The organism is Enterobacter cloacae complex sp. R_G8, assembly GCF_024599795.1.
Classification (GTDB): domain Bacteria; phylum Pseudomonadota; class Gammaproteobacteria; order Enterobacterales; family Enterobacteriaceae; genus Enterobacter; species Enterobacter dissolvens.
In genome coordinates, this window is the sequence record NZ_CP102246.1 from 1,856,630 (window position 1) to 1,883,519 (window position 26,890).

General features: G+C 55.1%; 23 protein-coding genes. 22 read left to right on the plus strand and 1 reads right to left on the minus strand.

Annotation, left to right across the window (positions count from 1 at the left end; all coding sequences use genetic code 11):
- The first annotated feature begins 216 nt into the window (after positions 1 to 216).
- The 3 genes from udk (at position 217) to asmA (ending at position 3,402) form a co-directional block, all read left to right on the plus strand.
- A complete protein-coding gene (gene udk, locus NQ842_RS08780; protein WP_008500855.1) occupies positions 217 to 858 on the plus strand; it encodes a uridine kinase in 642 nt (213 codons plus the stop codon).
- An 88-nt stretch (positions 859 to 946) separates the two neighbouring features.
- Positions 947 to 1,528 (plus strand): dCTP deaminase, encoded by a 582-nt coding sequence (dcd, locus tag NQ842_RS08785; protein WP_013097886.1) that lies wholly within the window; start codon positions 947 to 949, stop codon positions 1,526 to 1,528.
- Between the two features lie 23 nt (positions 1,529 to 1,551).
- Positions 1,552 to 3,402, plus strand: coding sequence for an outer membrane assembly protein AsmA (gene asmA / locus NQ842_RS08790; protein ID WP_257256743.1), 1,851 nt, complete (start codon positions 1,552 to 1,554; stop codon positions 3,400 to 3,402).
- A gap of 99 nt (positions 3,403 to 3,501) precedes the next feature.
- On the opposite strand, the gene NQ842_RS08795 is transcribed toward asmA, so the two are convergent.
- Entirely contained in the window at positions 3,502 to 5,085 is a 1,584-nt protein-coding gene (locus NQ842_RS08795; protein WP_014832626.1) for a TerC family protein, read from the minus strand.
- Between the two features lie 691 nt (positions 5,086 to 5,776).
- Here NQ842_RS08795 and NQ842_RS08800 point away from each other — a divergent pair.
- The 19 genes from NQ842_RS08800 to wcaL all read left to right on the plus strand — a co-directional run bounded on the left by NQ842_RS08800 (position 5,777) and on the right by wcaL (position 26,878).
- A complete protein-coding gene (locus NQ842_RS08800; RefSeq protein ID WP_014170829.1) occupies positions 5,777 to 6,916 on the plus strand; it encodes a polysaccharide export protein in 1,140 nt (379 codons plus the stop codon).
- 6 nt (positions 6,917 to 6,922) lie between these two features.
- On the plus strand, positions 6,923 to 7,366 hold the full coding sequence (wzb, locus tag NQ842_RS08805; RefSeq protein WP_014832625.1) for a low molecular weight protein-tyrosine-phosphatase Wzb: 444 nt from the start codon (positions 6,923 to 6,925) through the stop codon (positions 7,364 to 7,366).
- Positions 7,367 to 7,368: 2 nt separating this feature from the next.
- On the plus strand, positions 7,369 to 9,531 hold the full coding sequence (gene wzc, locus NQ842_RS08810; RefSeq protein ID WP_014832624.1) for a tyrosine-protein kinase Wzc: 2,163 nt from the start codon (positions 7,369 to 7,371) through the stop codon (positions 9,529 to 9,531).
- Between the two features lie 108 nt (positions 9,532 to 9,639).
- Positions 9,640 to 10,482: a colanic acid biosynthesis glycosyltransferase WcaA gene (wcaA, locus tag NQ842_RS08815; protein ID WP_014832623.1), complete on the plus strand. Its 843-nt coding sequence runs from the start codon at positions 9,640 to 9,642 to the stop codon at positions 10,480 to 10,482.
- Complete coding sequence (wcaB, locus tag NQ842_RS08820; RefSeq protein WP_013097879.1) at positions 10,482 to 10,973, plus strand: colanic acid biosynthesis acetyltransferase WcaB; 492 nt, start codon at positions 10,482 to 10,484, stop codon at positions 10,971 to 10,973. The genes wcaA and wcaB overlap by 1 nt, the downstream gene beginning before the upstream one ends.
- A complete protein-coding gene (wcaC, locus tag NQ842_RS08825) occupies positions 10,970 to 12,187 on the plus strand; it encodes a colanic acid biosynthesis glycosyltransferase WcaC (RefSeq protein WP_014832622.1) in 1,218 nt (405 codons plus the stop codon). The genes wcaB and wcaC overlap by 4 nt, the downstream gene beginning before the upstream one ends.
- A complete protein-coding gene (gene wcaD, locus NQ842_RS08830) occupies positions 12,162 to 13,382 on the plus strand; it encodes a colanic acid polymerase WcaD (protein ID WP_046888352.1) in 1,221 nt (406 codons plus the stop codon). Before wcaC ends, wcaD begins: the two co-directional genes overlap by 26 nt.
- 12 nt (positions 13,383 to 13,394) lie before the next feature.
- On the plus strand, positions 13,395 to 14,141 hold the full coding sequence (wcaE, locus tag NQ842_RS08835; RefSeq protein WP_013097876.1) for a colanic acid biosynthesis glycosyltransferase WcaE: 747 nt from the start codon (positions 13,395 to 13,397) through the stop codon (positions 14,139 to 14,141).
- 15 nt (positions 14,142 to 14,156) lie between these two features.
- Positions 14,157 to 14,705 (plus strand): colanic acid biosynthesis acetyltransferase WcaF, encoded by a 549-nt coding sequence (gene wcaF, locus NQ842_RS08840; RefSeq protein ID WP_013097875.1) that lies wholly within the window; start codon positions 14,157 to 14,159, stop codon positions 14,703 to 14,705.
- Between the two features lie 24 nt (positions 14,706 to 14,729).
- The gene (gene gmd / locus NQ842_RS08845) at positions 14,730 to 15,851 is read left to right on the plus strand and encodes a GDP-mannose 4,6-dehydratase (protein WP_003863514.1); all 1,122 of its coding nucleotides are present in this window, start codon (positions 14,730 to 14,732) and stop codon (positions 15,849 to 15,851) included.
- Positions 15,852 to 15,853: 2 nt separating this feature from the next.
- The gene (locus tag NQ842_RS08850) at positions 15,854 to 16,819 is read left to right on the plus strand and encodes a GDP-L-fucose synthase (RefSeq protein WP_013097874.1); all 966 of its coding nucleotides are present in this window, start codon (positions 15,854 to 15,856) and stop codon (positions 16,817 to 16,819) included.
- A gap of 2 nt (positions 16,820 to 16,821) precedes the next feature.
- Complete coding sequence (locus NQ842_RS08855; protein ID WP_013097873.1) at positions 16,822 to 17,301, plus strand: GDP-mannose mannosyl hydrolase; 480 nt, start codon at positions 16,822 to 16,824, stop codon at positions 17,299 to 17,301.
- Positions 17,298 to 18,521, plus strand: coding sequence for a colanic acid biosynthesis fucosyltransferase WcaI (gene wcaI, locus NQ842_RS08860; protein WP_014832619.1), 1,224 nt, complete (start codon positions 17,298 to 17,300; stop codon positions 18,519 to 18,521). The genes NQ842_RS08855 and wcaI overlap by 4 nt, the downstream gene beginning before the upstream one ends.
- Positions 18,522 to 18,524: 3 nt before the next feature.
- On the plus strand, positions 18,525 to 19,961 hold the full coding sequence (gene cpsB / locus NQ842_RS08865) for a mannose-1-phosphate guanyltransferase (RefSeq protein ID WP_014832618.1): 1,437 nt from the start codon (positions 18,525 to 18,527) through the stop codon (positions 19,959 to 19,961).
- A gap of 110 nt (positions 19,962 to 20,071) precedes the next feature.
- Positions 20,072 to 21,442, plus strand: a complete 1,371-nt coding sequence (cpsG, locus tag NQ842_RS08870) for a colanic acid biosynthesis phosphomannomutase CpsG (RefSeq protein ID WP_014832617.1) — start codon at positions 20,072 to 20,074, stop codon at positions 21,440 to 21,442.
- 46 nt (positions 21,443 to 21,488) lie between these two features.
- A complete protein-coding gene (wcaJ, locus tag NQ842_RS08875; protein ID WP_014832616.1) occupies positions 21,489 to 22,883 on the plus strand; it encodes an undecaprenyl-phosphate glucose phosphotransferase in 1,395 nt (464 codons plus the stop codon).
- Position 22,884: 1 nt separating this feature from the next.
- Entirely contained in the window at positions 22,885 to 24,363 is a 1,479-nt protein-coding gene (wzxC, locus tag NQ842_RS08880) for a colanic acid undecaprenyl disphosphate flippase WzxC (RefSeq protein ID WP_257256744.1), read from the plus strand.
- A gap of 17 nt (positions 24,364 to 24,380) precedes the next feature.
- Entirely contained in the window at positions 24,381 to 25,661 is a 1,281-nt protein-coding gene (gene wcaK, locus NQ842_RS08885) for a colanic acid biosynthesis pyruvyl transferase WcaK (protein WP_021558691.1), read from the plus strand.
- Positions 25,658 to 26,878 carry a colanic acid biosynthesis glycosyltransferase WcaL gene (gene wcaL, locus NQ842_RS08890; protein WP_046888355.1) on the plus strand — a complete coding sequence of 407 codons (1,221 nt, stop codon included), beginning with the start codon at positions 25,658 to 25,660 and terminating at the stop codon, positions 26,876 to 26,878. The genes wcaK and wcaL overlap by 4 nt, the downstream gene beginning before the upstream one ends.
- Positions 26,879 to 26,890 lie beyond the last annotated feature (12 nt).

The window sequence follows — 26,890 nt, forward strand, 5'->3', positions numbered from 1 at the left end:
GAATTATTAAATAGTTAGTGTGTAAAAAAATCATGTTAAACGCTGAAAAAACACGCGTAAAAATTTCACTCAGGGAACGTTAAGCCACTTTTCAGCCTGTCTCGCATAACCTGCGCTTTCGACTGGTATCACGTCCGTGAAATCCCTATAATTGCCGCGTTTGACGCTCCGGCGTCGTCCTTCCTTAACATCCAGGTTAATCAGGTCGCTAAATTTATGACTGATAAGTCTCATCAGTGCGTCATTATAGGCATCGCCGGCGCATCGGCTTCAGGTAAAAGTCTTATTGCCAGTACGCTTTACCGCGAACTGCGTGAACAAGTTGGTGATGAGCACATCGGCGTCATTCCCGAAGACAGCTACTACAAAGATCAATCCCATCTGTCGATGGAAGAACGCGTAAAAACGAACTATGACCATCCTAATGCCATGGATCACAGCTTGCTGTTCCAGCATTTAGAAGCGCTGAAGAGCGGCCAGGCGATTGAACTGCCTGTTTATAGTTACGTAGAACATACCCGCACGCAGGAAACGATTCGTATTGAGCCGAAGAAGGTCATTATCCTCGAAGGCATCCTGCTTCTGACCGATGCGCGTCTGCGCGAGTCAATGAACTTCTCCATTTTTGTTGACACCCCGCTGGATATTTGCCTGATGCGCCGCATCAAGCGCGACGTGAACGAACGTGGCCGTTCAATGGACTCCGTCATGGCGCAGTACCAGAAAACCGTTCGCCCGATGTTCCTGCAATTTATTGAGCCATCCAAACAATACGCCGATATTATTGTGCCGCGCGGGGGTAAAAACCGCATTGCCATTGATATCTTAAAAGCGAAAATCAGCCAGTTTTTTGAATAAGCCGCGCGAATTGTGTACCGTTCAGAGATAACCTGCTTCGCCCTGAGTCGTTATCCTCAGGGCACGATGCACGAAAGGAGAGAGTGCCATGCGTCTTTGTGATCGCGATATAGAAGCCTGGCTGGATGAAGGCCGCCTGTCTATTACCCCACGTCCACCCGTGGAGCGTATCAATGGTGTTACCGTTGATGTGCGGCTGGGGAATAAATTCCGCACCTTCAGCGGCCATACCGCACCGTTCATCGACCTTAGCGGGCCGAAGGATGAAGTCAGTGCCGCGCTTGACCGCGTGATGAGTGACGAAATCGTTATTGACGAAGGCGAGGCCTTTTATCTGCATCCGGGCGAACTGGCGCTGGCGGTGACCTTTGAATCGGTGACGCTGCCTGCGGACCTGGTGGGCTGGCTTGATGGCCGCTCTTCTCTGGCGCGTCTGGGGCTGATGGTACACGTGACCGCGCACCGTATCGATCCAGGCTGGTCCGGCCGTATCGTTCTGGAATTTTTCAACGCCGGTAAACTGCCGCTGGCGCTGCGTCCGGGCATGATGATTGGTGCACTGAGCTTCGAACCGCTGACCGGCCCGGCCGATCGTCCTTATAACCGCCGTCAGGACGCAAAATATCGCGACCAGCAGGGTGCGGTTGCCAGCCGTATTGATAAAGACTGATCAGTTAGTCCACTGAGGATGCCATGAGAAGAGTTCTGACAACGCTGATGATTTTGCTGGTGGTGCTGGTGGCTGGCCTTTCAGCGTTGGTTCTGCTGGTTAACCCGAATGATTTCCGCGCCTATATGGTGCGGCAGGTCGAGGCCCGCAGTGGATACCAACTGAAGCTGGATGGGCCGCTGCGCTGGCACGTCTGGCCCCAGCTCAGCATTCTCTCTGGCCGCATGTCGTTAACTGCACCGGGGGCTGCCCAGCCGCTGGTGTCTGCCGATAACATGCGCCTTGATGTGGCGCTGATTCCGCTCTTTTCGCACCAGTTGCAGGTCAACCAGGTGATGTTAAAAGGCGCGGTGATTCAGCTTACCCAGCAAACTGAAGCCGTGCGTAACGCAGATGCGCCGGTTGCGCCGCGGGAAAATACCTTACCTGATGAACCGTCGGATACGGGCTGGTCATTCGATATCGGCAAACTGAAGGTGGCCGATAGCGTGCTGGTTTTCCAGCATGAGGATGATGAGCAGGTCACCGTACGCAATATCAACCTCAATATGGAGCAGGATGAGCACCATCTTGCTTCGCTGGAGTTTAGTGGCCGGGTGAACCGCGATCAGCGCGATTTGACCCTGTCGCTGAATGCCAGCGTTAACGCGTCTGATTATCCGCATCAGCTCACGGCAGACATCCAGCAGCTGAACTGGCAACTGACGGGGGCCGATCTCCCTGCCCAGGGGATCACCGGCCAGGGCACGATGCAGGCCGTCTGGCGTGAAGAGCAAAAACAGCTGGAGATGAATAATCTCAACCTGCAGGCCAATGACAGCAGCCTGAAAGGGCAGGCGAGCGTTATCCTTGCGGCGAAACCGAAATGGGTTCTCGATCTGCAGTTTGACAAGCTCAACCTGGAAAACCTGCTGCCACCGCCGCCGGCGAGCGCCACGGACAGTAGTGCCGCGCAGACCGGGCAAAGCCAGGGGAAACAGGCGCGTCCGGTGATTTCGTCTAATCTCGATCAGCCTGACTATAACGGTCTGCGGGGCTTCACGGCGGACATTCTGCTGAAGGCCAACAGCCTGCGCTGGCGCGGGATCGATTTCACCGACGTGAGCAGTCAGATGTTCAACCAGAACGGTTTGCTGGTGATTTCGGAATTGAGCGGCAAAATGGGCGCCGGGCACCTTTCCCTGCCGGGCACGCTGGACGTGCGTAATGAGAACTCGACCGCAGCGTTTCAGCCCCGTCTCGACAACGTTGAGATTGGCACCATCCTGAAAGCCTTTGACTACCCGATCTCCATGACCGGTCAACTGACGCTGGCGGGAGATTTCTCGGGCACGAAGATCGATGCTGATGCTTTCCGTCGTGACTGGCAGGGGCAGGCTCATCTTGAACTGAAAGATGCACGTATGGAGGGGCTCAACTTCCAGCAGCTGGTGCAGCAGGCGGTAGAGCGCAGCAGCGATGTGAAAGCACAGGAAAACTACGACAGCGCCACGCGTCTCGACAGCTTTACCAGTGACCTGACCCTCGACGACGGACAGCTCTCTCTTGACGGCATGCAGGGGGCTTCTTCCATGTTGTCATTAACCGGGGAAGGCAAGCTGGATCTGGTGAAAGAGACGGCGGATACCCGCTTCAATGTACGGGTTCTGTCCGGCTGGCAGGGCGAAAGCAAGCTGATCGACTTCCTGAAAGAGACGCCGGTGCCGCTGAGCGTATATGGCAAATGGCAGTCGCTGAACTACAGCCTTCAGGTGGATCAACTCCTGCGCAAACATCTGCAGGATGAAGCCAAACGTCGCCTGAACGACTGGGCGGATCGCAATAAAGATTCCCAGACCGGGAAGGATGTGAAGAAGCTGCTGGATAAGCTTTGATGTTTGTTGTGCCGGGTGGCGGCTGCCAGTGTGGCCTGATGCCCTCACCCCCTCCCTCTCCCACGGGAGAGGGAGCTATCGGGTTGCCGTTTTTTTTACCTACACCTCAAAATCCATCTCTTCTTCATCGCGCAGCGGAATCAGCTGCACCTTCTGCACGCGATGGTTCTCAATCTGCAGTGTTTTCAGCAGATAGTTGCCAACCTGAACTTCTTCTCCCGGTTGAGGAATACGCTGCAGATACTCCATCAGCAGACCCGCAATGGTGTGGTACTCACGTTTTTCATCCAGCGGCAGGGGAACATACTGAACCAGGTCTTCAAGCGGCATATGGCCGTTGGCCGTCCATGAACCGTCCGCGTTTTTCTGAATATCATGGCGTGCATCGATTTCATCCACTTCGTTGGGCAAATTACCGGCGATAGTTTCCATCACGTCGCTGAGCGTCACCAGCCCTTCAACCGAACCAAATTCATCCACAACAAAGGCAAAGTGCGTGCGCGCGTTACGGAATTGTTCAAGGGCAGAGAGCAGCTGCAGCCCCTCCGGGAACACCAGCGGCTGGCGCACCAGGGCGCGCAGATTGAGTGCCTCACCGTGCAACTGCTGTTGCAGCAGGTCGATGACATGCACCACGCCCAGCAGCTCCTCTTCCTCTTCACCCCCTGTCACCACCACGCGGGTATGCTGGTTTTTATCCAGCAGGGCGCGGATCTGCTCTTCCGGCGCGGTGAGGTCGATATGCTCAATGTCATGGCGCGACGTCATGATACTGCTGACCGTGCGCTGATTAAGATTGAGCACCCGCTCAATCATCAGCCGCTCCTGCGGATTAAAGATCTGCCCGTCACTGTGATCGGCCAGCATCGCGGAGGATTCTGCATCCAGCTCCGCATCTTCTTTCTTCCCGCTGAGCAGGCGCATCACCGTGTCGGCGGTGCGTTGACGTAATGTCTGATTTGCCGAGAGGAAGCGACGGCGGTTGAAAATCGCCAGCTGGTTAAGCGCCTCAATCATGACGGAGAAGCCAATGGCGGCGTAGAGGTAACCTTTCGGAATGTGGAACCCAAAGCCGTCCGCCACCAGGCTAAAGCCAATCATTAACAGGAAACTCAGGCAGAGGATCACGATGGTCGGGTGGCTGTTCACAAACCGGGTCAGCGCTTTACTCGCCATCACCATCAGCGTGATGGCAATGATCACCGCAGCCATCATCACCGCCAGATGGTCGACCATCCCGACGGCGGTGATCACCGAGTCCAGAGAGAAGACTGCATCCAGCACCACAATTTGCGCGACCACCGGCCAGAATTTAGCCCCGCGCCGCTGGGTGGGGTTTTCACTGTCTTTACCTTCGAGCCTCTCATTCAGTTCTACCGTGGCTTTGAACAGCAGGAACAACCCGCCGAAGAGCATGATCAGGTCACGCGCGCTAAAGCTCAGGCCGTGAACGGAGAACAGGGGCTTTGTCAGGGTCACCAGCCAGGAGATTGAGGCCAGCAGCAGCAGTCGCATCACCATCGCCAGCAGCAGGCCCGTTACGCGCGCACGGTCGCGCTGCGCCGGGGGGAGTTTTTCGGCGAGGATGGCGATAAAGACCAGATTATCAATACCGAGCACTAATTCGATGACGACCAGCGTAACCAGCCCGGCCCAGATTGATGGATCGGCAATCCATTCCATAGTAATCGCAATACCTTCTGTTATTTGAGCAATGTCACACTTCGATCATGGATAAAGCTGGGGAAAATTGCAATGCCGGGCTGAGATTTCTCTTAATACGATCCGCTTAAAAGGACGAGCTTTGCTGAAACTGTAAATAAGCTAAATACGTAGATTTAATTACAAAGAAACCATTTTAGGATATATCGCAATAAATGGTTTTTATTTTAATTTTGTCAATATAAAGAAAATCCTAAAACGTCAAAACTTTGCTCTTAATATTAATCTTAAAAACCGTTATTAGGACAGTTGTCTCCTTGCCTGCTATTAGGTTAGCTGCAACAATTCTCCCAGCATCAAATGTTAAAACTCCTTGTTGCTATTATTGTTCTGGTCTTCAGTGATGGTTATTCATTATCCGCCTTGTGTCGCAAGCGGCTGATATATTTCCAGAAGACCTTATTCAAGAGGGTGTCTATCCATAACGCATTGTTTAGTCAGTGGATTGGTAACTGAAAGCCAAGGGCGGTAGCGTGCCTGAAAGCGTGTGAATCAGCCTCGATTATTCTGTCAATAGCCAATGGATGAATAAGCTTTTTTTAGGACTGATGCCAGTTATATTTCTATTTGAACAACTGCATGCTGAAAGCCAAATCGACCCGGCTTATTTAATTGCACAGGATAATTACTCTGCCAAAGTGATAAATAATCAATGATGAAATCCAAAATGAAATTGATGCCATTATTGGTGTCTGTGACCTTGATGAGTGGTTGTACAGTCTTTCCCGGCAGCAATATGTCAACAATGGGTAAGGATGTGATCAAACAACAGGATGCTGATTTTGATCTCGACAAGATGGTGAATGTTTATCCACTGACACCACGTCTGGTCGAACAATTACGTCCACGTCCCAATGTTGCGCAGCCGAATATGTCGCTGGACCAGGAAATTGCCTCCTACCAGTATCGCGTGGGGCCTGGTGATGTCATCAACGTCACCGTCTGGGATCACCCGGAACTGACCACTCCTGCGGGCCAGTATCGCAGCTCTAGCGACACCGGTAACTGGGTCCAGTCTGATGGCACCATGTTCTATCCCTATATTGGCAAAGTTCATGTCGCGGGGAAAACCCTTGCCGAAATCCGTAGTGATATTACCGGCCGCTTAGCGCAGTACATTGCCGATCCGCAGGTGGACGTTAATATCGCCGCATTCCGCTCGCAAAAAGCCTATATCTCCGGTCAGGTGAACAAATCTGGCCAGCAGGCTATCACCAACGTGCCGCTGACCGTGCTGGATGCCATTAACGCCGCGGGCGGTTTAACCGACGGTGCCGACTGGCGCAACGTCGTTCTGACCCACAACGGTAAAGAACAACGCATTTCTCTGCAGGCGCTGATGCAAAACGGCGACCTGACCCAGAACCGTCTGCTCTATCCGGGCGACATTCTGTACGTGCCACGTAATGACGATCTGAAAGTCTTCGTGATGGGTGAAGTGAAGAAACAGAGCACCCTCAAAATGGACTTCAGCGGCATGACACTGACCGAAGCACTGGGTAATGCAGAGGGCATCGATCTCACTACCTCTAACGCCACCGGTATCTTCGTGATCCGTCCGCTGAAAGGCGAGGGCAGTGCGAAAGGCAAGATTGCCAATATCTACCAGCTGGATATGTCTGATGCGACCTCTCTGGTGATGGCAACGGAGTTCCGCCTCCAGCCATATGATGTGGTGTATGTCACCACCGCGCCGGTTGCCCGCTGGAACCGTCTGATCAACCAGTTGCTGCCAACCATCAGTGGCGTTCGCTACATGACGGATACGGCGCGCGACATTCATACCTGGTAATCCGCGATGTTTAATAAAATTCTGGTGGTATGCGTGGGGAACATTTGCCGTTCCCCAACGGCTGAGCGGTTGCTGAAACACTACCAGCCCGAACTCACCGTCGATTCTGCAGGGCTGGGTGCGCTGGTCGGTAAAGGTGCCGATGAAAGCGCCGCGAGCGTGGCCCGCGATCATAACCTTTCTCTCGACGGGCACTGCGCCCGTCAGGTCACCGGCCGCATGTGCCGGGAGTATGACCTGATCCTGACGATGGAAAAACGCCATATTCACTCGCTATGCGACATCGCACCGGAGATGCGCGGCAAAGTGATGCTGTTTGGTCACTGGGATAATGAACGCGAAATCCCCGATCCGTATCGCAAAAGCCGTGAGGCCTTTGAGGCGGTGTATACCTTACTTGACCAGTCTGCCCGTCAGTGGGCGCAGGCACTGAAAGCTCAGCAGGGATAACAATGACAGAAAAAACAAAACCTTCTGCCGCCCCGATTTCGGGCAGTGATGAAATCGATATTGGTCGCCTGGTCGGCACCGTAATAGAGGCGAAGTGGTGGGTACTTGGGATCACCGCCGTGTTTGCCGCCGCGGCGATCGTCTATACGCTGTTTGCGACACCTATCTACAGTGCCGATGCGCTGGTACAGATTGAGCAGAACACCGGCAACTCGCTGGTGCAGGATATTGGTTCTGCCCTGGCGAACAAACCGCCTGCCTCCGAGGCTGAAATTCAGCTGATCCAGTCGCGTCTGGTGCTGGGCAAAACGGTTCACGATCTGGGGCTTGATATCTCCGTCACCAAAAATACCTTCCCGATATTTGGTGCCGGCTGGGATCGCCTGACAGGGCGCAGTAACGACACGGTAAAAGTCACTGACTTTGTGCTGCCGAAAGGCAGTGCGGATCAAACCTTTACCCTGACCGTTCTGGGGCCGAAGCAGTACCAGTTGACCAGTGACGCCGGCTTCAGTGCGCGCGGTGAAGTGGGGCAGATGTTGACGAAAGATGGCGTCAGCATGATGGTGAGCGCTATTCATGCGCAGGAAGGCGGCGAGTTTACCGTCACCAAATTCTCTACCCTGGGGATGATCAACAATCTGCAAAACAACCTGACGGTCACCGAAAATGGCAAGGACACCGGTGTCCTGAGCATGACCTTTACCGGTGAAGATAAGGATCAAATCCGCGATATCCTCAACAGCATCACCCGCAACTACCTTGAGCAGAACGTCGAGCGTAAGTCGGCTGAAGCGGCGAAGAGCCTGGCCTTCCTCGCGAAACAGCTCCCGGAAGTGCGCGCACGTCTGGATGATGCTGAGAACAAACTGAACGCGTTTCGTCAGGACAAAGACTCCGTCGATCTGCCACTGGAAGCGAAATCGGTGCTGGACTCGATGGTCAACATCGATGCGCAGCTCAACGAGTTGACCTTCAAAGAGGCGGAAATTTCTAAGCTCTACACCAAACGTCATCCGGCCTATCGCACGCTGCTGGAAAAACGCCGTACCCTCGAAGAGGAGAAGGCGAAGCTCAATGACCGCGTCACCGCGATGCCAAAAACGCAGCAGGAAATTGTCCGTCTGACCCGCGACGTGGAATCCGGCCAGCAGGTCTATATGCAGCTGCTGAACAAACAGCAGGAGCTGAAAATCACCGAAGCCAGCACCGTCGGCGACGTACGTATTGTTGACCCGGCCATTACCCAGCCTGGCGTGCTGAAGCCGAAGAAAGCGCTGATTATCCTCGGCAGCATTATCCTTGGACTGATGCTCTCCATTGTTGGTGTGCTGCTGCGTTCGCTGTTCAACCGCGGTATCGAAAGCCCGCAGGTGCTGGAAGAGAACGGTATCAACGTCTACGCCAGTATTCCGCTGTCCGAATGGCAGAAATCGCATGACCGCGTCAAAAGCGTCAAAGGCGTCAAGCGTTACAAACAGAGCCAGCTGCTGGCAGTGGGTAACCCGACTGACCTGGCAATTGAAGCGGTGCGCAGTCTGCGTACCAGTCTCCACTTCGCCATGATGCAGGCCAAAAACAACGTACTGATGTTAACCGGTGTCAGCCCGTCGATAGGTAAGACCTTTGTCTGCGCCAACCTGGCGGCGGTGGTCAGTCAGACCAATAAACGGGTGCTGCTGATCGACTGCGATATGCGTAAGGGCTACACCCACGAGCTGCTGGGGACCAATAACGTCAACGGTCTGTCGGAAATCCTGCTTGGCAAGGGTGAGATTAGCCAGAGCGCGAAACCGACCAGCATCCCGAAATTTGACCTCATCCCACGTGGTCAGGTGCCGCCAAACCCATCCGAACTGTTGATGAGTGACCGCTTTGCCGAGCTGGTGGAGTGGGCGAGCAAAAACTACGACCTGGTGCTGATCGATACACCACCAATTCTGGCCGTGACCGATGCGGCTGTGGTCGGCCGCCTGGCGGGAACCACGCTGATGGTGGCGCGCTATGCGGTGAACACCCTGAAGGAAGTGGAAACCAGCCTGAGCCGCTTCGAGCAGAACGGCATTGAGGTGAAAGGGGTGATCCTGAACTCCATCTTCCGTCGCGCAACCGGTTATCAGGATTACGGGTATTACGAGTACGAATATAAGTCTGACAGCAAATAACAATCCCCCTCACCCTAACCCTCTCCCGAGGGGAGAGGGAACTGCCCGGTGCAGCTATTCTCCCTCTCCCTTTGGGAGAGGGGCGGGGTGAGGGATCAGGGGAAGACCATGACCACACAACGCCCTTTAGTTTCTATTTATATGCCGACATGGAATCGTCAGCAGCTGGCGATCCGTGCAATCAAATCTGTGCTGCGCCAGGATTACGATAACTGGGAGCTGATCATTGTTGATGACTGTTCCTCTTCGTATGAGCAGCTGCAAAAGTTTGTCACCGACCTTAATGACCCGCGCGTCAGCTACACCCATAACGCGATCAACTCCGGGGCGTGTGCGGTGCGTAATCAGGCGATTATGCAGGCCAAAGGGCAGTATCTGACCGGCATCGATGACGATGACGAATGGACGCCAAACCGCTTGTCGATTTTCCTGTCGCACAAGGAACAACTGGTCACGCACGCTTTCCTGTATGCCAACGACTATGTCTGTCAGGGCGAGGTTTACTCGCAGCCTGCCAGCCTGCCGCTATACCCGAAATCACCGTACTCTCGCCGCCTGTTCTACAAGCGCAACATCATTGGCAATCAGGTGTTCACCTGGGCGTGGCGCTTTAAAGAGTGCCTGTTCGATACCGAACTGAAGGCCGCGCAGGATTACGACATCTTCCTGCGGATGGTGGTGGAGTATGGCGAGCCGTGGAAAGTGGAAGAGGCCACGCAGATCCTGCACATCAACCACGGGGAGATGCAAATCACCTCCTCGCCAAAAAAATTCTCGGGTTACTTCCATTTTTACCGTAAGCACAAGGATAAGTTTGACCGTGGTAGCCGGAAGTACCAGCTCTTTACCCTCTATCAGATCCGCAATAAGCGGATGACCTGGCGTACCTTGCTGACGCTGTTTTCCGTGCGCAACGGCAAGCGACTGGCTGATGGACTGCGGGGGAAATAATGTTTCTGGAAGATTGCCGCGCTAACAGCTGGAGCCTGCGCCCGTGCTGCATGGTTCTGGCGTACCGCATCGCGCATTTCTGCTCGGTGTGGCGTAAGAAAAATGTTCTGAACAACCTCTGGGCGGCACCGGTTCTGGTGCTGTACCGGATTATCACCGAATGCATTTTTGGTTATGAAATTCAGGCTGCGGCCACCATCGGCCGCCGCTTTACCATTCACCATGGCTATGCGGTGGTCATCAATAAGTTCGTGGTCGCCGGGGATGATTTCACTATTCGCCATGCGGTCACCATCGGCAACCGGGGGCCGGAGAGCCTGGCCTGTCCGGTTATCGGCAACAACGTCGAGCTGGGGGCGAACGTGGTGATCATTGGCGACATTACCATTGGTAACAACGTCACGATTGGTGCAGGCAGCGTGGTGCTGGACAGCATTCCGGATAACGCGCTGGTAGTGGGCGAAAAAGCCCGCGTGAAGGTGATCAAATGAACATTCTGCAATTTAACGTCCGTCTCGCCGAAGGCGGAGCAGCCGGTGTGGCGCTGGATCTGCACCAGCGTGCGCTGCAAAAAGGACTTCAGTCTCGTTTTATCTACGGCTACGGCAAAGGCGGTAAGAAAAGCGTCAGCCACGATATCTATCCGCAGGTGCACAAGCAGACGCCACGTCTGACCTCTGTCGCCAATATCGCGCTGTTCCGTCTGTTTAACCGCGATCTGTTTGGCAATCTGAATAACCTCTATCGCACGGTCACGCGCACCACCGGCCCGGTTGTGCTCCATTTTCACGTGCTGCACAGCTACTGGCTGAATCTGCAAGAGGTGGTGACGTTTTGCCAGAAGGTACAGGCTCACAAGCCGGATACCCGTTTCATCTGGACGTTGCACGACCACTGGAGCGTGACCGGGCGCTGCGCGTTCACCGACGGCTGCGAAGGCTGGAAAAACGCCTGCCAGAAGTGTCCGACATTAACCAATTACCCGCCGGTGAAAGTGGATCGCGCTCACCAGCTGGTGGACGGAAAACGTCAGCTGTTCCGCGATATGCTGTCGCTCGGCTGCACGTTTATCTCCCCAAGCCAGCATGTGGCCGATGCCTTCAACAGTCTGTATGGGGCTGGGCGGTGTCAGATCATCAACAACGGGATCGACGTGGCGACGGAAGCGATTCTGGCCGAGTTGACCCCGGTTGCGGAAACCGCAGGTAAACCGAAAATCGCAATCGTCGCGCATGACCTGCGTTACGACGGCAAAACCAACCAGCAGCTGGTGCGCGACATGATGGCGCTGGGTGACAAAATCGAACTGCATACCTTCGGCAAATTCTCGCCGTTCGATGGCGCTAACGTGGTGAATCACGGGTTTGAAACGGACAAGCGCAAGCTGATGAGCGCCCTCAACGGGATGGATGCGCTGGTGTTCAGCTCGCGCGTGGATAACTACCCGCTGATCCTCTGTGAAGCGCTCTCGATTGGCGTGCCGGTGATCGCCACCCACAGCGACGCGGCGCGTGAAGTGCTGGAAAAATCGGGCGGGAAAACGTTCGCGGAACAGGAGGTGCTGCCGCTGGTGCAACTGCCGAAGCCGCAGATTGCGCAGGCCGTTTTTGGCACTGACCTGGAATCGTTCCGCAACCGCAGCCGCAAGGCCTACAGTGGACAACAGATGCTGGAGGAGTATGTCTCGTTCTATCAGAGTCTGTAGTTATCTGCTGCTGCCGCTGATCTATCTGCTGGTCAACGTCAAGATTGCCCAGCTCGGCGAAAGCTTCCCGATAACCATTGTGACCTTCTTGCCCGCTCTGCTTCTGTTGTACGTCGATAAAATCAACCTCAAGAAGCTGATGATTGCCTTAGGGATGGGTTTTGGCCTGACGCTGTTTAACTACATCTTTGGCCAGTCGCTGGATCCCAGCAAGTACGTCACCTCTACCATGCTGTTTGTTTATATTGTCATTATTATTGGCATGGTCTGGAGTATTCGTTTTAAAACTATTTCTCCGCACAATTATCGGAAAATCCTCAGGCTCTTTTATATTGCCGTTGCGTTAATTGTTATGCTTGCTGCACTGGAAATGGCGCAAATTATTCTCACCGGTGGTAGCAGCCTGATGGAGATGATTTCGAAATATCTCATTTACAGTAACAGCTATGTACTGAACTTCATTAAGTTTGGCGGTAAGCGTACGACAGCCCTCTATTTTGAACCGGCGTTTTTCGCTCTGGCGTTAATCTCAATTTGGCTCAGCATCAAACAGTTTGGTATCAAAACCCCTAAGACCGATGCTATGATTCTTGCAGGAATCGTTCTGTCTGGTTCGTTCTCAGGGGTCATGACATTTATCCTGTTTTACCTCCTGGAGTGGGCATTCCAGTACCTGAACAAAGATGCGATTAAGAAAAAACTGCCGCTGGCGATCATCTCCCTGACGGTATTTTTAGTAGGCGTGATATTTGCATTCCCGTATATCTCAGAGCGTCTGGGGGATTTGGGAACGGAAGGTTCATCGTCCTATTATCGCATTATCGGGCCGCTGGTGATGGTGGGTTATTCCTTAACCCATATCGACGGTGTAGTAAGATTCGGCTCACTTTACGAATATGTTGCATCATTCGGAATCTTTAACGGTGCGGATGTCGGTAAAACCATAGACAATGGCCTGTATCTGTTAATTATTTATTTTTCGTGGTTCGCCGTACTGTTGACGCTCTGGTATCTGTTTAAAGTTTTCAAAATGATGATTCACGCGTTTGGGGATAACCAGAACTTTCGCGTGCAGCTTTATCTGTTTACGCCCGTGTCGCTGTTTTTTACGGGGTCAATATTTAGCCCGGAATATGCGTTCTTAATTGTTTGTCCGTTTATTTTGCGTAAAGCGCTTAATATTACGAATTCATGACGAGGTGGTCTTATGTTTCTTAGCGTCATTACTGTCGCTTTTCGTAATTACGAAGGGGTGGTAAAAACCTGGCGCTCGCTGCGCAACCTGGCGCGCGATCCAAGTCTCAGCTTTGAGTGGATCGTGGTCGATGGCGGCTCGAACGATGGCACGGCGGAGTTTCTGGAAAAACTCAACGGTGAGTTCAACTTACGCTTCGTTAGCGAGAAAGATAAAGGCATCTACGATGCGATGAACAAAGGCATTAACATGGCGCAAGGCCGTTATGCCATCTTCCTTAACTCGGGCGATGTGTTCCATGACGATGTGGCGCAGTTTGCCCGTCAGCTGGCGCGCCAGAAAGATGACGCGATGTATATTGGCGATGCGCTGCTCGATTTTGGCGACGGGCATAAAATTTGCCGCAGCGCGAAACCCGGCTGGTATATCTATCACAGTTTACCGGCCAGCCATCAGGCCATTTTCTTCCCGGTAAAAGGTCTGAAAAAACAGCCTTACGATCTGCAGTATAAAGTTTCATCAGATTATGCACTGGCCGCCAGTCTGTATAAATCAGGCTACCCGTTCCGTCGAATTAAAGGGCTGGTGTCTGAATTTTCAATGGGCGGGGTATCCACCTCGAATAATCTGGAATTGTGCCAGGATGCAAAAAACGTACAGCGTAAGATATTACGCGTGCCCGCATTCTGGGCGGAATTGTCTTATTTATTCCGCCTGCGCACCACGGGTAAAACGAAAACCTTATATAACAAAGCCTGAATATAAGGAAATGTAATGCAGGATCTTAACGGGTTCACCGTGCCGAAAGGTTTTCGGGGCGGGAACGGTATTAAAGTGCAGTTATGGTGGGCCGTTCAGGCCACCTTATTTGCCTGGTCACCGCAAATACTGTATCGCTGGCGTGCCTTTTTATTGCGTTTGTTTGGCGCAAAAATCGGAAAAAACGTAGTCATTCGTCCATCGGTAAAAATTACTTACCCCTGGAAATTAACGCTTGGCGATTACGCCTGGGTAGGGGATGACGCCGTGTTATATACCCTTGGCGATATCACGATTGGTGCAAACGCGGTGGTGTCACAGAAGTGTTATTTGTGTACCGGCAGCCACGATTTTATGAGTCAGCATTTTGATATTACCGCTTCGCCAATTGTGATTGGCGAAAAATGCTGGCTGGCAACAGATGTATTTGTTGCACCTGGTGTTTCTGTTGGCGATGGCACGGTAGTCGGTGCCCGCAGCAGCGTTTTTAAATCGCTACCGGCAAATAAAATTTGCCGTGGCAACCCCGCAGTGGTGATACGCGAACGCGTTGAAACTGATTAAATTCATAAGTAGAGGAATATAAACATGTCTAAAGTCGCTCTCATCACCGGCGTTACCGGGCAGGATGGTTCTTACCTGGCAGAGTTACTGCTGGAAAAAGGTTATGAAGTTCACGGTATTAAGCGTCGTGCTTCTTCTTTCAACACGGAACGTGTGGATCATATTTACCAGGATCCGCATGCGGCCAACCCGAAATTCCATCTGCACTACGGCGACCTGACCGATACCTCCAACCTGACCCGCATCCTGCAGGAAGTACAGCCGGATGAAGTTTACAACCTGGGCGCGATGAGCCACGTTGCGGTTTCTTTCGAATCCCCGGAATACACCGCTGACGTTGACGCCATGGGTACGCTGCGTCTGCTGGAAGCGATTCGTTTCCTCGGCCTTGAGAAGAAAACCCGTTTCTACCAGGCATCGACCTCTGAACTGTATGGTCTGGTGCAGGAAATCCCGCAGAAAGAGACCACCCCGTTCTACCCACGTTCTCCTTACGCGGTAGCCAAACTGTATGCCTACTGGATCACCGTAAACTACCGTGAATCTTACGGCATGTACGCCTGTAACGGCATTCTGTTCAACCACGAATCCCCACGTCGTGGCGAAACCTTCGTGACCCGTAAAATTACCCGCGCTATCGCCAACATCGCTCAGGGTCTGGAGTCCTGCCTGCACCTCGGCAACATGGACTCCCTGCGTGACTGGGGCCATGCCAAAGACTACGTGAAGATGCAGTGGATGATGCTGCAGCAGGAGCAGCCAGAAGACTTCGTGATTGCGACCGGCGTGCAGTACTCCGTCCGTCAGTTCGTGGAAATGGCTGCCGCGCAGCTGGGTATCAAACTGCGCTTCGAAGGCACCGGCGTGGAAGAGAAGGGTATCGTTGTCTCTGTGACCGGCCATGACGCACCGGGCGTGAAACCAGGTGATGTGATTGTGCAGGTTGACCCGCGTTACTTCCGTCCTGCGGAAGTGGAAACCCTGCTGGGCGACCCAACCAAAGCGCACGAGAAACTGGGCTGGAAACCAGAAACCACTCTGCAGGAGATGGTCTCTGAGATGGTAGCCAAAGATCTTGAAGCAGCGAAAAAACACTCCCTGCTCAAGTCTCATGGCTATGAGGTTGCCATCGCGCTGGAGTCCTGAGAATGACAAAACAACGTATTTTTGTCGCCGGTCATCGCGGAATGGTGGGTTCCGCGATTGTTCGCCAGCTGGAGCAGCGCGGTGACGTGGAAGTGGTTGTCCGTACTCGCGACGAGCTGAATCTGCTCGATAGCCGTGCGGTACAGGACTTTTTTGCCAATGAACGTATCGATCAGGTGTATCTGGCGGCGGCAAAAGTGGGCGGCATTGTTGCCAACAACACCTACCCGGCAGATTTCATCTACGAGAACATGATGATTGAGAGCAACATCATTCACGCGGCGCATCTGCACAACGTGAACAAGCTGTTGTTCCTTGGCTCATCCTGTATCTACCCGAAAATGGCGAAACAGCCGATCGCCGAGAGCGAACTGCTGCAGGGGACGCTGGAAGCAACCAACGAGCCGTACGCGATTGCCAAAATTGCCGGGATCAAGCTGTGCGAGTCCTACAACCGTCAGTACAACCGTGACTATCGCTCGGTGATGCCGACCAACCTGTACGGGCCGCACGATAACTTCCACCCGAGCAACTCGCACGTGATCCCGGCGCTGCTGCGTCGTTTCCACGAGGCGACCGCCGAGAACGCACCGGATGTGGTGGTGTGGGGCAGCGGCACGCCGATGCGCGAATTCCTGCACGTGGATGACATGGCCGCGGCCAGCATTCACGTGATGGAGCTGGATCGCGAGGTGTGGCAGGAGAACACCGAGCCGATGCTGTCGCACATCAACGTTGGCACCGGCGTGGATTGCACCATTCGCGAGCTGGCGCAGACCATCGCTCAGGTGGTGGGCTACAAGGGCCGCGTGGTGTTTGACGCCACCAAACCGGACGGCACGCCGCGCAAACTGCTGGACGTCACCCGTCTGCATCAGTTGGGCTGGTATCACGAGGTGTCGCTGGAACAAGGGCTGGCAAGTACCTACCAGTGGTTCCTGGAAAACCAGCACCGCTTCCGGGGGTAACAATGTTTTTAAGTCAGGAAGATTTTGCCACGGTAGTGCGCTCCACTCCGCTCATCTCAATTGATTTGATCGTGGAGAACGAACGCGGCGAGTTCTTGCTGGGGAAACGAACCAATCGTCCTGCTCAGGGCTTCTGGTTCGTGCCCGGCGGGCGCGTGCAGAAGGATGAGACGCTGGCCAACGCGTTTGAGCGTCTCACTCTGGCGGAACTGGGTCTGCAACTGCCGATGGCAGCAGGCCAGTTTTACGGGGTCTGGCAGCACTTCTATGACGATAACTTTTCAGGCACCGGCTTCACCACGCACTACATCGTGCTGGGGTTCCGCCTGAAGGTGAGTGAGGCAGACCTGCGTCTGCCTGATTCTCAGCATGACGACTATCGCTGGCAGACGCCAGAGGCGCTGCTGGCCAGCGACAATGTGCATGACAACAGTCGTGCCTATTTCCTGGCCGATCGTCAGTCTGAGGTGCCGGGACTATGAAGATCCTCGTATATGGAATCAACTACTCGCCGGAATTAACCGGTATCGGGAAATACACCGGCGAGATGGTCGAGTGGATGGCGAGCCAGGGACATGACGTGCGGGTCATTACCGCGCCGCCGTACTACCCGGAATGGAAAGTGGGCGAGCGCTACTCCAGCTGGCGCTATCGCCGCGAAGAGGGGGCGGCGACCGTCTGGCGTTGCCCGCTGTACGTGCCGAAGCAGCCCTCGACGCTGAAACGTTTAATTCATCTGGGCAGCTTTGCCCTGAGCAGTTTCTTCCCATTGATGGCGCAGCGTCGCTGGAAGCCGGATCGCATCATCGGCGTGGTGCCGACGCTGTTCTGCACGCCGGGCATGCGCCTGCTGGGTAAGCTCTCCGGTGCGCGCACGTTGCTGCACATTCAGGATTATGAAGTCGACGCCATGCTGGGCCTGGGGATGGCAGGTAAAGGCAAGGGCGGCAAAGTGGCGAAACTCGCCAGCGCTTTTGAGCGCAGCGGTCTGCATAACGTGGATTATGTCTCCACCATCTCGCGCTCGATGATGAACAAAGCGCAGGAGAAGGGCGTCGCGCCGGAAAAGGTGATCTTTTTCCCGAACTGGTCCGAAGTGGCCCGTTTCCGCGACGTGACAGACAGCGACGCGCAGGCGCTTCGCGCAGAGCTCGGTTTGCCTGATGACCAAAAAATCATTCTTTATTCAGGCAACATCGGCGAAAAGCAGGGGCTGGAGAACGTTATCGAGGCGGCTCAACAGCTTAGCGAACATCCGTGGATGTTTGTGATTGTTGGTCAGGGCGGCGGAAAAGCGCGGCTGGAGAAGATGGCAAGCGAACGCGGCCTGACTAACGTGAAATTCTTCCCGCTTCAGTCTTACGAGGCGCTGCCTGCGCTGCTGAAGATGGGTGACTGCCATCTGGTGGTGCAAAAGCGCGGCGCGGCGGATGCGGTGCTGCCGTCCAAGCTGACCAACATTCTGGCCGTGGGCGGGAACGCCGTGATCACGGCAGAAGCCGAAACCGAATTAGGCCAGCTGTGTGACAGCTACCCGGGGATCGCCGTTTGCGTGGAGCCGGAATCGGTACCGGCGCTGGTGACCGGAATTGAACAGGCACTCGCCATGCCAAAAGTGAACACGGTGGCACGTGAATATGCCGAACGCACGCTCGAGAAAGAGAACGTGCTGAGCCAATTTATTGCAGATATACGGGGATAAATCATGAGTCAAACCACGTTGTATCCGGTTGTGATGGCAGGTGGCTCTGGTAGCCGGTTGTGGCCGCTGTCCCGCGTGCTCTATCCAAAACAGTTCCTCTGCCTGAAAGGGGATCTCACCATGCTGCAAACGACGGTTAACCGTCTGCAGGGTGTGGAGTGTGAAAGCCCGGTGGTGATTTGTAACGAACAGCACCGCTTTATTGTTGCCGAGCAGCTGCGCCAGCTGAACAAACTCACAGAAAACATCATTCTGGAGCCTGCCGGACGAAATACCGCCCCAGCGATTGCCCTGGCGGCGCTGGCGGCAAAACGCAGCAGCCCGGATTGCGATCCGCTGATGCTGGTGCTGGCGGCAGACCACGTCATTCAGCAGGAAGAGGCGTTCCGCGACGCAGTGCGGGCGGCCATTCCTTACGCAGAAAGCGGCAAGCTGGTGACCTTCGGCATCGTGCCGGATCTGCCAGAAACCGGCTATGGCTATATCCGCCGCGGCAGCGTGACGCCGGGCGAAGGCGACAGCGTGGCGTTTGACGTGGCGCAGTTCGTTGAGAAACCGAATCTGGAAACCGCGCAGGCCTACGTTGCCAGCGGTGAATACTACTGGAACAGCGGTATGTTCCTGTTCCGCGCCGGTCGCTATCTGGAAGAACTGCAAAAGTATCGTCCGGATATCCTGAGCGCCTGCGAGAAAGCCATGAACGTGGTGGATCCGGATCTCGACTTTATCCGTGTCGATGAAGCCGCGTTCCTCGCCTGCCCGGAAGAGTCCATTGACTATGCGGTGATGGAGCGCACGGCGGATGCCGTCGTGGTGCCGATGGATGCAGGCTGGAGCGATGTTGGCTCCTGGTCATCCCTGTGGGAGATCAGCGCCCATACCCCGGAGGGTAACGTCCATCACGGTGATGTGATTAGCCACAAAACCGAGAACAGCTACGTCTACGCCGAATCCGGCCTCGTGACCACGGTGGGGGTGAAGGATCTGGTGGTCGTCCAGACCAAAGACGCCGTGCTGATTGCCGACCGTAACGCCGTGCAGGACGTTAAAAAGGTGGTAGAGAAGATCAAAGCCGATGGTCGCCACGAGCACCATATTCACCGCGAAGTGTACCGCCCGTGGGGCAAATACGACTCCATCGATGCAGGCGAACGTTATCAGGTGAAGCGCATTACCGTGAAGCCGGGCGAAGGCCTGTCGGTACAGATGCATCACCATCGCGCTGAGCACTGGGTGGTGGTGGCGGGTACCGCCAAAGTGACCATCGACGGTGAAGTCAAACTGCTGGGCGAAAACGAGTCAATTTATATTCCGCTGGGGGCGACACACTGTCTGGAAAACCCAGGGAAGATACCTCTCGATTTAATTGAAGTGCGCTCCGGCTCATATCTGGAAGAGGACGATATTGTCCGTTTCCAGGACCGCTACGGTCGGGTGTAACCGCTTCGCATCATGCCCGGTGGCGCTGTGCTTACCGGGCCTACGAATGAATAAAAAATATTTTGCCTGTTAATTGGGCGGGCCAACTGTTGCCTGAAAAAGGGGTCATGATGGAAAAGTTAACCTGTTTTAAAGCCTACGATATTCGCGGCAAGCTGGGCGAAGAGCTGAATGAAGACATTGCGTGGCGCATCGGCCGCGCGTACGGCGAATACCTGAAACCGAAAACTATCGTGCTGGGCGGTGACGTGCGTCTGACCAGCGAATCCCTGAAGCTGGCGCTGGCGAAAGGGCTGCAGGACGCGGGCGTGGACGTGCTGGATATCGGCCTTTCCGGTACCGAAGAGATCTATTTTGCCACCTTCCACCTGGGCGTGGACGGCGGGATTGAAGTCACGGCCAGCCATAACCCGATGGATTACAACGGCATGAAGCTGGTGCGCAAGGGCGCGCGCCCTATCAGCGGCGACACCGGCCTGCGTGACGTGCAGCGTCTGGCGGAAGCCAACGACTTCCCGCCGGTGAACGAGTCTGCACGCGGCAGCTACAAGCAGATCGATCTGCGTAAAGAGTACATTGACCACCTGCTGGGCTACATCAACGTGGCGAACCTTAAGCCGTTGAAGCTGGTCATCAACTCCGGTAACGGCGCGGCGGGCCCGGTGGTAGATGCCCTGGAAGCACGCTTCAAGGCGCTGAACGTGCCGGTGACCTTCGTCAAGGTACACAACACCCCGGACGGCAACTTCCCGAACGGTATCCCGAACCCGCTGCTGCCAGAGTGTCGCGACGACACCCGCAATGCGGTGATTGAACACGGTGCGGATATGGGTATCGCCTTTGACGGCGATTTCGACCGCTGCTTCCTGTTCGATGAGAAAGGGCAGTTCATCGAAGGCTATTACATTGTCGGCCTGCTGGCAGAAGCGTTCCTCGAGAAAAATCCGGGGGCGAAGATCATTCATGACCCACGCCTTTCCTGGAACACCGTTGACGTGGTATCTGCCGCAGGCGGCACGCCGGTGATGTCCAAAACCGGTCATGCGTTTATTAAAGAGCGTATGCGCGAAGAAGACGCCATCTATGGCGGCGAGATGAGCGCCCACCACTACTTCCGTGATTTTGCCTACTGCGATAGCGGGATGATCCCGTGGCTGCTGGTGACCGAGCTGCTGTGCCTGAAAGGGCAGACGCTGGGCGAGCTGGTGCGTGATCGTATGGCAGCCTTCCCGGCAAGTGGAGAGATCAACAGCAAACTGGCGCAGCCTGCTGAGGCCATTGCCCGCGTGGAGCAGCACTTTGCTATCCACGCGCTGGAAATTGACCGTACCGACGGTATCAGCATGTCGTTCCCGCAGTGGCGCTTTAACCTGCGCTCGTCCAATACCGAGCCGGTAGTGCGCCTGAACGTGGAATCACGCGCCGACACCGCGCTGATGGAAGCCCGAACGAAGGACATTCTGGCGCTGTTGAATCAGTAATATTTGCCCCTCCCGGTGGGAGGGGAAACCGAATACAGGAACAACGATGACGAATCTAAAAAAGCGCGAACGAGCGAGAACGAATGCATCGTTAATCTCTATGGTGCAGCGTTTTTCTGATATCACCATCATGGTCGGCGGATTGTGGGCGGTGTGTTGGATCAGCGGGCAATCGTTCTTATACATGCATCTGCTGATGGCACTGATTGCGCTGGTCGTGTTTCAGATGATCGGCGGGATGACGGATTTCTATCGTTCGTGGCGTGGCGTCAAGATGACCACCGAACTGATGCTGTTGCTGCAGAACTGGACCTTAAGCCTGATCTTCAGCGCGGGCCTGGTGGCGTTCAGCCATGATTTTGATAATCGTCTGGTGACGTATCTGTGCTGGTATCTGTTGACCAGTGTCGGCATGGTGGTTTGCCGCTCCCTGATCCGCTTTGGCGCAGGCTGGCTGCGTAACCGTGGTTATAACCGCCGCTACGTCGCCGTGGCCGGCGATCTGCCGGTAGGGCAGGTGCTGCTTGATAGCTTCCGCAAAGAGCCGTGGTTAGGTTTTGAAGTGGTGGGCATCTATCACGACGCGAAACCGGGTGGCGTGCCGTCGGACTGGGCGGGGAACTACGACCAGCTTATTGACGATGCGAAAGCGGGCAAAATTCACAACGTCTACATTGCCATGCAGATGAAAGAGGAATCCCGCATTAAGAAACTGATGCGCGACCTGGCGGATACCACCTGTTCCGTGATCCTCATTCCGGACGTCTTTACCTTCAATATCCTTCATTCCCGTATTGAAGAGGTGAACGGTGTGCCGGTGGTGCCGCTGTACGACACGCCGCTGTCGGGGATCAACCGTGTTCTCAAACGCCTGGAAGATATTGTGCTCTCTTCGCTGATCCTTCTGCTGATCTCCCCGGTGCTGTGCTGCATTGCCCTGGCGGTGAAGCTGAGCTCTCCCGGGCCGGTTATCTTCCGTCAGACGCGCTACGGCATGGACGGTAAGCCGATCATGGTGTGGAAATTCCGCTCCATGAAGGTGATGGAGAACGACAAAGTGGTGACGCAGGCAACGCAGAACGATCCGCGCGTGACCCGCGTGGGGAATTTCCTGCGCCGCACCTCGCTGGACGAGCTGCCGCAGTTTATCAACGTCTTTACTGGCGGTATGTCGATTGTCGGGCCACGTCCGCATGCGGTCGCCCATAACGAGCAGTACCGTTCGCTGATTGAAGGCTACATGCTGCGCCATAAAGTGAAGCCAGGGATTACCGGCTGGGCGCAAATTAACGGCTGGCGCGGTGAAACCGACACGCTGGAAAAAATGGAAAAACGCATTGAGTTCGACCTTGAGTACATCCGTGAGTGGAGCCTCTGGTTCGATATCAAAATCGTCTTTCTGACCATCTTCAAAGGTTTCGTGAACAAAGCGGCGTACTAAGATGAGCTTACGTGAAAAAACCATCAGCGGCGCCAAGTGGTCAGCGATGGCGACTATCGTCATCATTGGTCTGGGTCTGGTGCAGATGACCGTGCTGGCGCGCATTATCGATAACCACCAGTTCGGTCTGCTGACCGTCTCGCTGGTGATTATCGCGCTGGCCGACACGCTGTCTGACTTCGGTATCGCCAACTCGATTATCCAGCGCAAAGAGATTAGCCAGCTGGAGCTGACCACGCTCTACTGGCTGAACGTCGGGCTGGGGATTTTTGTTTTTGTGCTGGTGTTCCTGCTGAGCGATGTGATCGCCAGCGTGCTGCACAACCCGGATCTGGCCCCGCTGATGCGCACGCTGTCGTTTGCCTTTGTGGTGATCCCACACGGGCAGCAGTTCCGCGCGCTGATGCAAAAAGAGCTGGAATTCAACAAGATCGGCATGATTGAAACCAGCGCCGTGCTGGCGGGCTTTACCTTCACGGTGGTGAGCGCCCATTTCTGGCCGCTGGCCATGACCGCCATTCTGGGGTATCTGGTGAACTCTGCCGTGCGCACGCTGCTGTTCGGCTACTTTGGCCGCAAGAACTACCGCCCGGGGCTGCATTTCTCCCTGGCGTCCGTCTCCTCAAACCTGCGCTTTGGCGCCTGGCTGACGGCCGACAGCATCATCAACTACGTCAACACCAACCTTTCCACGCTGGTGCTGGCGCGCATTCTGGGGGCGAGCGTCGCGGGGGGCTATAACCTGGCCTACAACGTTGCGGTCGTCCCGCCGATGAAGCTCAACCCGATTATCACCCGCGTGCTGTTTCCGGCGTTCGCCAAGATTCAGGACGACACTGAAAAGCTGCGCGTCAACTTCTACAAGCTGCTTTCGGTAGTGGGGATTATCAACTTCCCGGTGCTGCTGGGGCTGATGGTGGTGTCGAGTAACTTTGTGCCGCTGGTGTTTGGCGAGAAATGGAACAGCATCATCCCGATCCTGCAGTTGCTCTGCGTGGTGGGGCTGCTGCGCTCCGTGGGGAACCCGATTGGCTCCCTGCTGATGGCGAAAGCGCGCGTGGATATCAGCTTTAAGTTCAATGTGTTTAAAACCTTCCTGTTTATTCCGGCAATTATCGTCGGCGGACACATGGCGGGCGCCATTGGCGTCACGCTGGGCTTTCTGCTGGTGCAAATCATCAACACCGTGTTGAGCTACTTCATCATGATCAAGCCGGTGCTGGGCTCCAGCTACCGTCAGTACATCCTGAGCCTGTGGCTGCCGTTTTATCTCTCCCTGCCGACCCTGGTGGTGAGCTACGGTCTGGGCATGCTCCTGAAGGGCCATTTGCCCCTGGCCGCGCTGCTGGCAGTGCAGGTTGCCGCGGGCGCGCTGGCGTTTGGGGTGATGATTGTGCTGTCACGCAATGCGCTGGTGGTGGAGATGAAGCGCCAGTTTTGCCGTAACGAAAAAATGAAAACGCTGCTTCGCGCAGGCTAGTTATTTAAGAGGCCATTATGAAATTATTAATTCTTGGCAACCATACCTGCGGCAACCGTGGCGACAGCGCCATCCTGCGCGGTTTACTGGATGCAATTAACACCCTTAAGCCTGAGACAGAAGTGGACGTGATGAGCCGTTACCCGGTCAGCTCATCCTGGTTACTGAACCGCCCGGTGATGGGCGACCCGCTCTACAGCCAGATGAAACAGCATAATAACGCTGCGGGCGTGATGGGGCGCGTGAAGAAAGTGTTGCGTCGCCGCTACCAGCATCAGGTGCTGCTTTCTCGCGTAACCGACACCGGCAAGCTGCGCAACATCGCTATCGCGCAGGGCTTTACCGATTTTGTGCGTTTGCTTTCCGGCTATGACGCCATCATTCAGGTGGGCGGTTCGTTCTTTGTCGATCTCTACGGCGTGCCGCAGTTTGAGCACGCCCTCTGCACCTTTATGGCGAAGAAGCCGCTGTTTATGATTGGTCACAGCGTCGGGCCATTCCAGGAACCTCAGTTCAACCAGCTGGCAAACTATGTGTTTGGCCACTGCGATGCCCTGATTTTGCGTGAGTCAGTCAGCCTCGACATGATGAAGCGCAGCGAGATCGACACCTCGAAAGTCGAGCACGGGGTGGATACTGCGTGGCTGGTGGATCACCAGGACGACAGCTTCCAGCCGAGCTACGCGGTGCAACACTGGCTGGACGTGGCGGCGAAACAGAAAACTGTCGCCATTACCCTGCGTGAGCTGGCGCCTTTTGATAAGCGTTTAGGTACGACTCAGGCCGCCTACGAGAAGGCCTTTGCCGAGGTCGTAAACCGCGTGCTGGACAGCGGTTATCAGGTGCTGGCGCTCTCCACCTGTACCGGTATCGATAGCTACAACAAGGACGATCGCATGGTGGCACTGAACCTGCGTCATCTGGTGAACGATCCGTCACGGTATCACGTGGTGATGGACGAACTGAACGATCTGGAGATGGGCAAACTGCTCTCTGCTTGTGACCTGACCGTGGGCACCCGTCTGCACTCTGCCATCATCTCGATGAACTTCGGCACGCCGGCCATTGCCATTAACTATGAGCACAAATCTGCCGGGATTATGCAGCAACTGGGGATGCCGGAAATGGCCGTGGATATCCGTCATCTGCTGGATGGCTCGCTCGGCGCAATGGTGGGCGACACCCTTGGGCAACTGCCCGCCGTCAATGAGCGCCTGGCCGTGGCGGTAAAAGCCGAGCGCGAAAAGGGGATGGGGATGGTGAAATCGGTGCTTGACCGCGTGCGGGAGGGGAAATGAAGGTTGGTTTCTTCTTACTGAAATTTCCACTGTCGTCTGAAACCTTTGTACTCAATCAAATCACCGCGTTTATCGATATGGGATATGACGTGGAAATTATCGCCCTGCAAAAGGGCGATACACAAAACACCCATGCGGCGTATACCCAGTATGGGCTGGAGGCGAAAACCCGCTGGCTGCAGGATGAGCCCTCCGGAAAAGTGAACAAACTGCGCTACCGCGCCAGCCAGACCTTACGCGGGCTCCATCGCGCGTCAACCTGGCGTGCGCTGAACATCTCCCGCTATGGCGCGGAGTCGCGCAATCTGATCCTGTCGGCCATCTGCGGGCAAACGGCGCAGCCGTACCGTGCTGATGTGTTTATCGCCCACTTTGGCCCTGCGGGAGTGACCGCAGCCAAACTGCGCGAGCTGGGGGTCATTGACGGGAAGATCGCCACGATCTTCCACGGTATCGATATCTCCAGCCGTGAGGTGCTGAACCATTACACCCCGGAGTATCAGCAGCTGTTCCAGCGCGGCGACATGATGCTGCCCATCAGCGATCTGTGGGCCGGACGCCTCAAAAACATGGGCTGCCCGGGCGAGAAAATCACCGTTTCGCGGATGGGCGTGGATTTGGCGCGCTTTACCCGCCGTCCGGTCAAGGTGCCGGGTAAACCGCTGCAGATTATCTCCGTTGCCCGACTGACCGAGAAGAAAGGGCTGCATGTGGCGATTGAAGCCTGCCGTCAGTTAAAGGCGCGCGGCGTGGATTTCCACTATCGCATTCTGGGTATCGGCCCGTGGGAGCGACGTCTGCGTACGCTTATTGAACAATATCAGCTGGAAGCGCACGTGGAGATGCCGGGCTTTAAGCCGAGCCACGAGGTGAAGGCCATGCTCGATGAAGCCGACGTGTTTCTGCTGCCGTCTGTTACCGGTGCCGATGGCGACATGGAAGGCATTCCGGTGGCGCTGATGGAAGCGATGGCCGTGGGGATCCCGGTGGTATCGACCCTGCATAGCGGGATCCCGGAGCTGATCAAGTCTGACCATTCCGGCTGGCTGGTCCCCGAAAATAACGCCATGGCCCTGGCAGATCGGCTGGCCGCGTTTAGCGATATCGACCAGCAGACGCTGGAGCCCGTGCTGCACAATGCCCGACAAAAAGTCGAGGCAGATTTTAACCAGCAGGTGATCAATCGCCAGTTAGCGAGCCTGCTGCAAACGTTGTAACGCCGAGGTTGT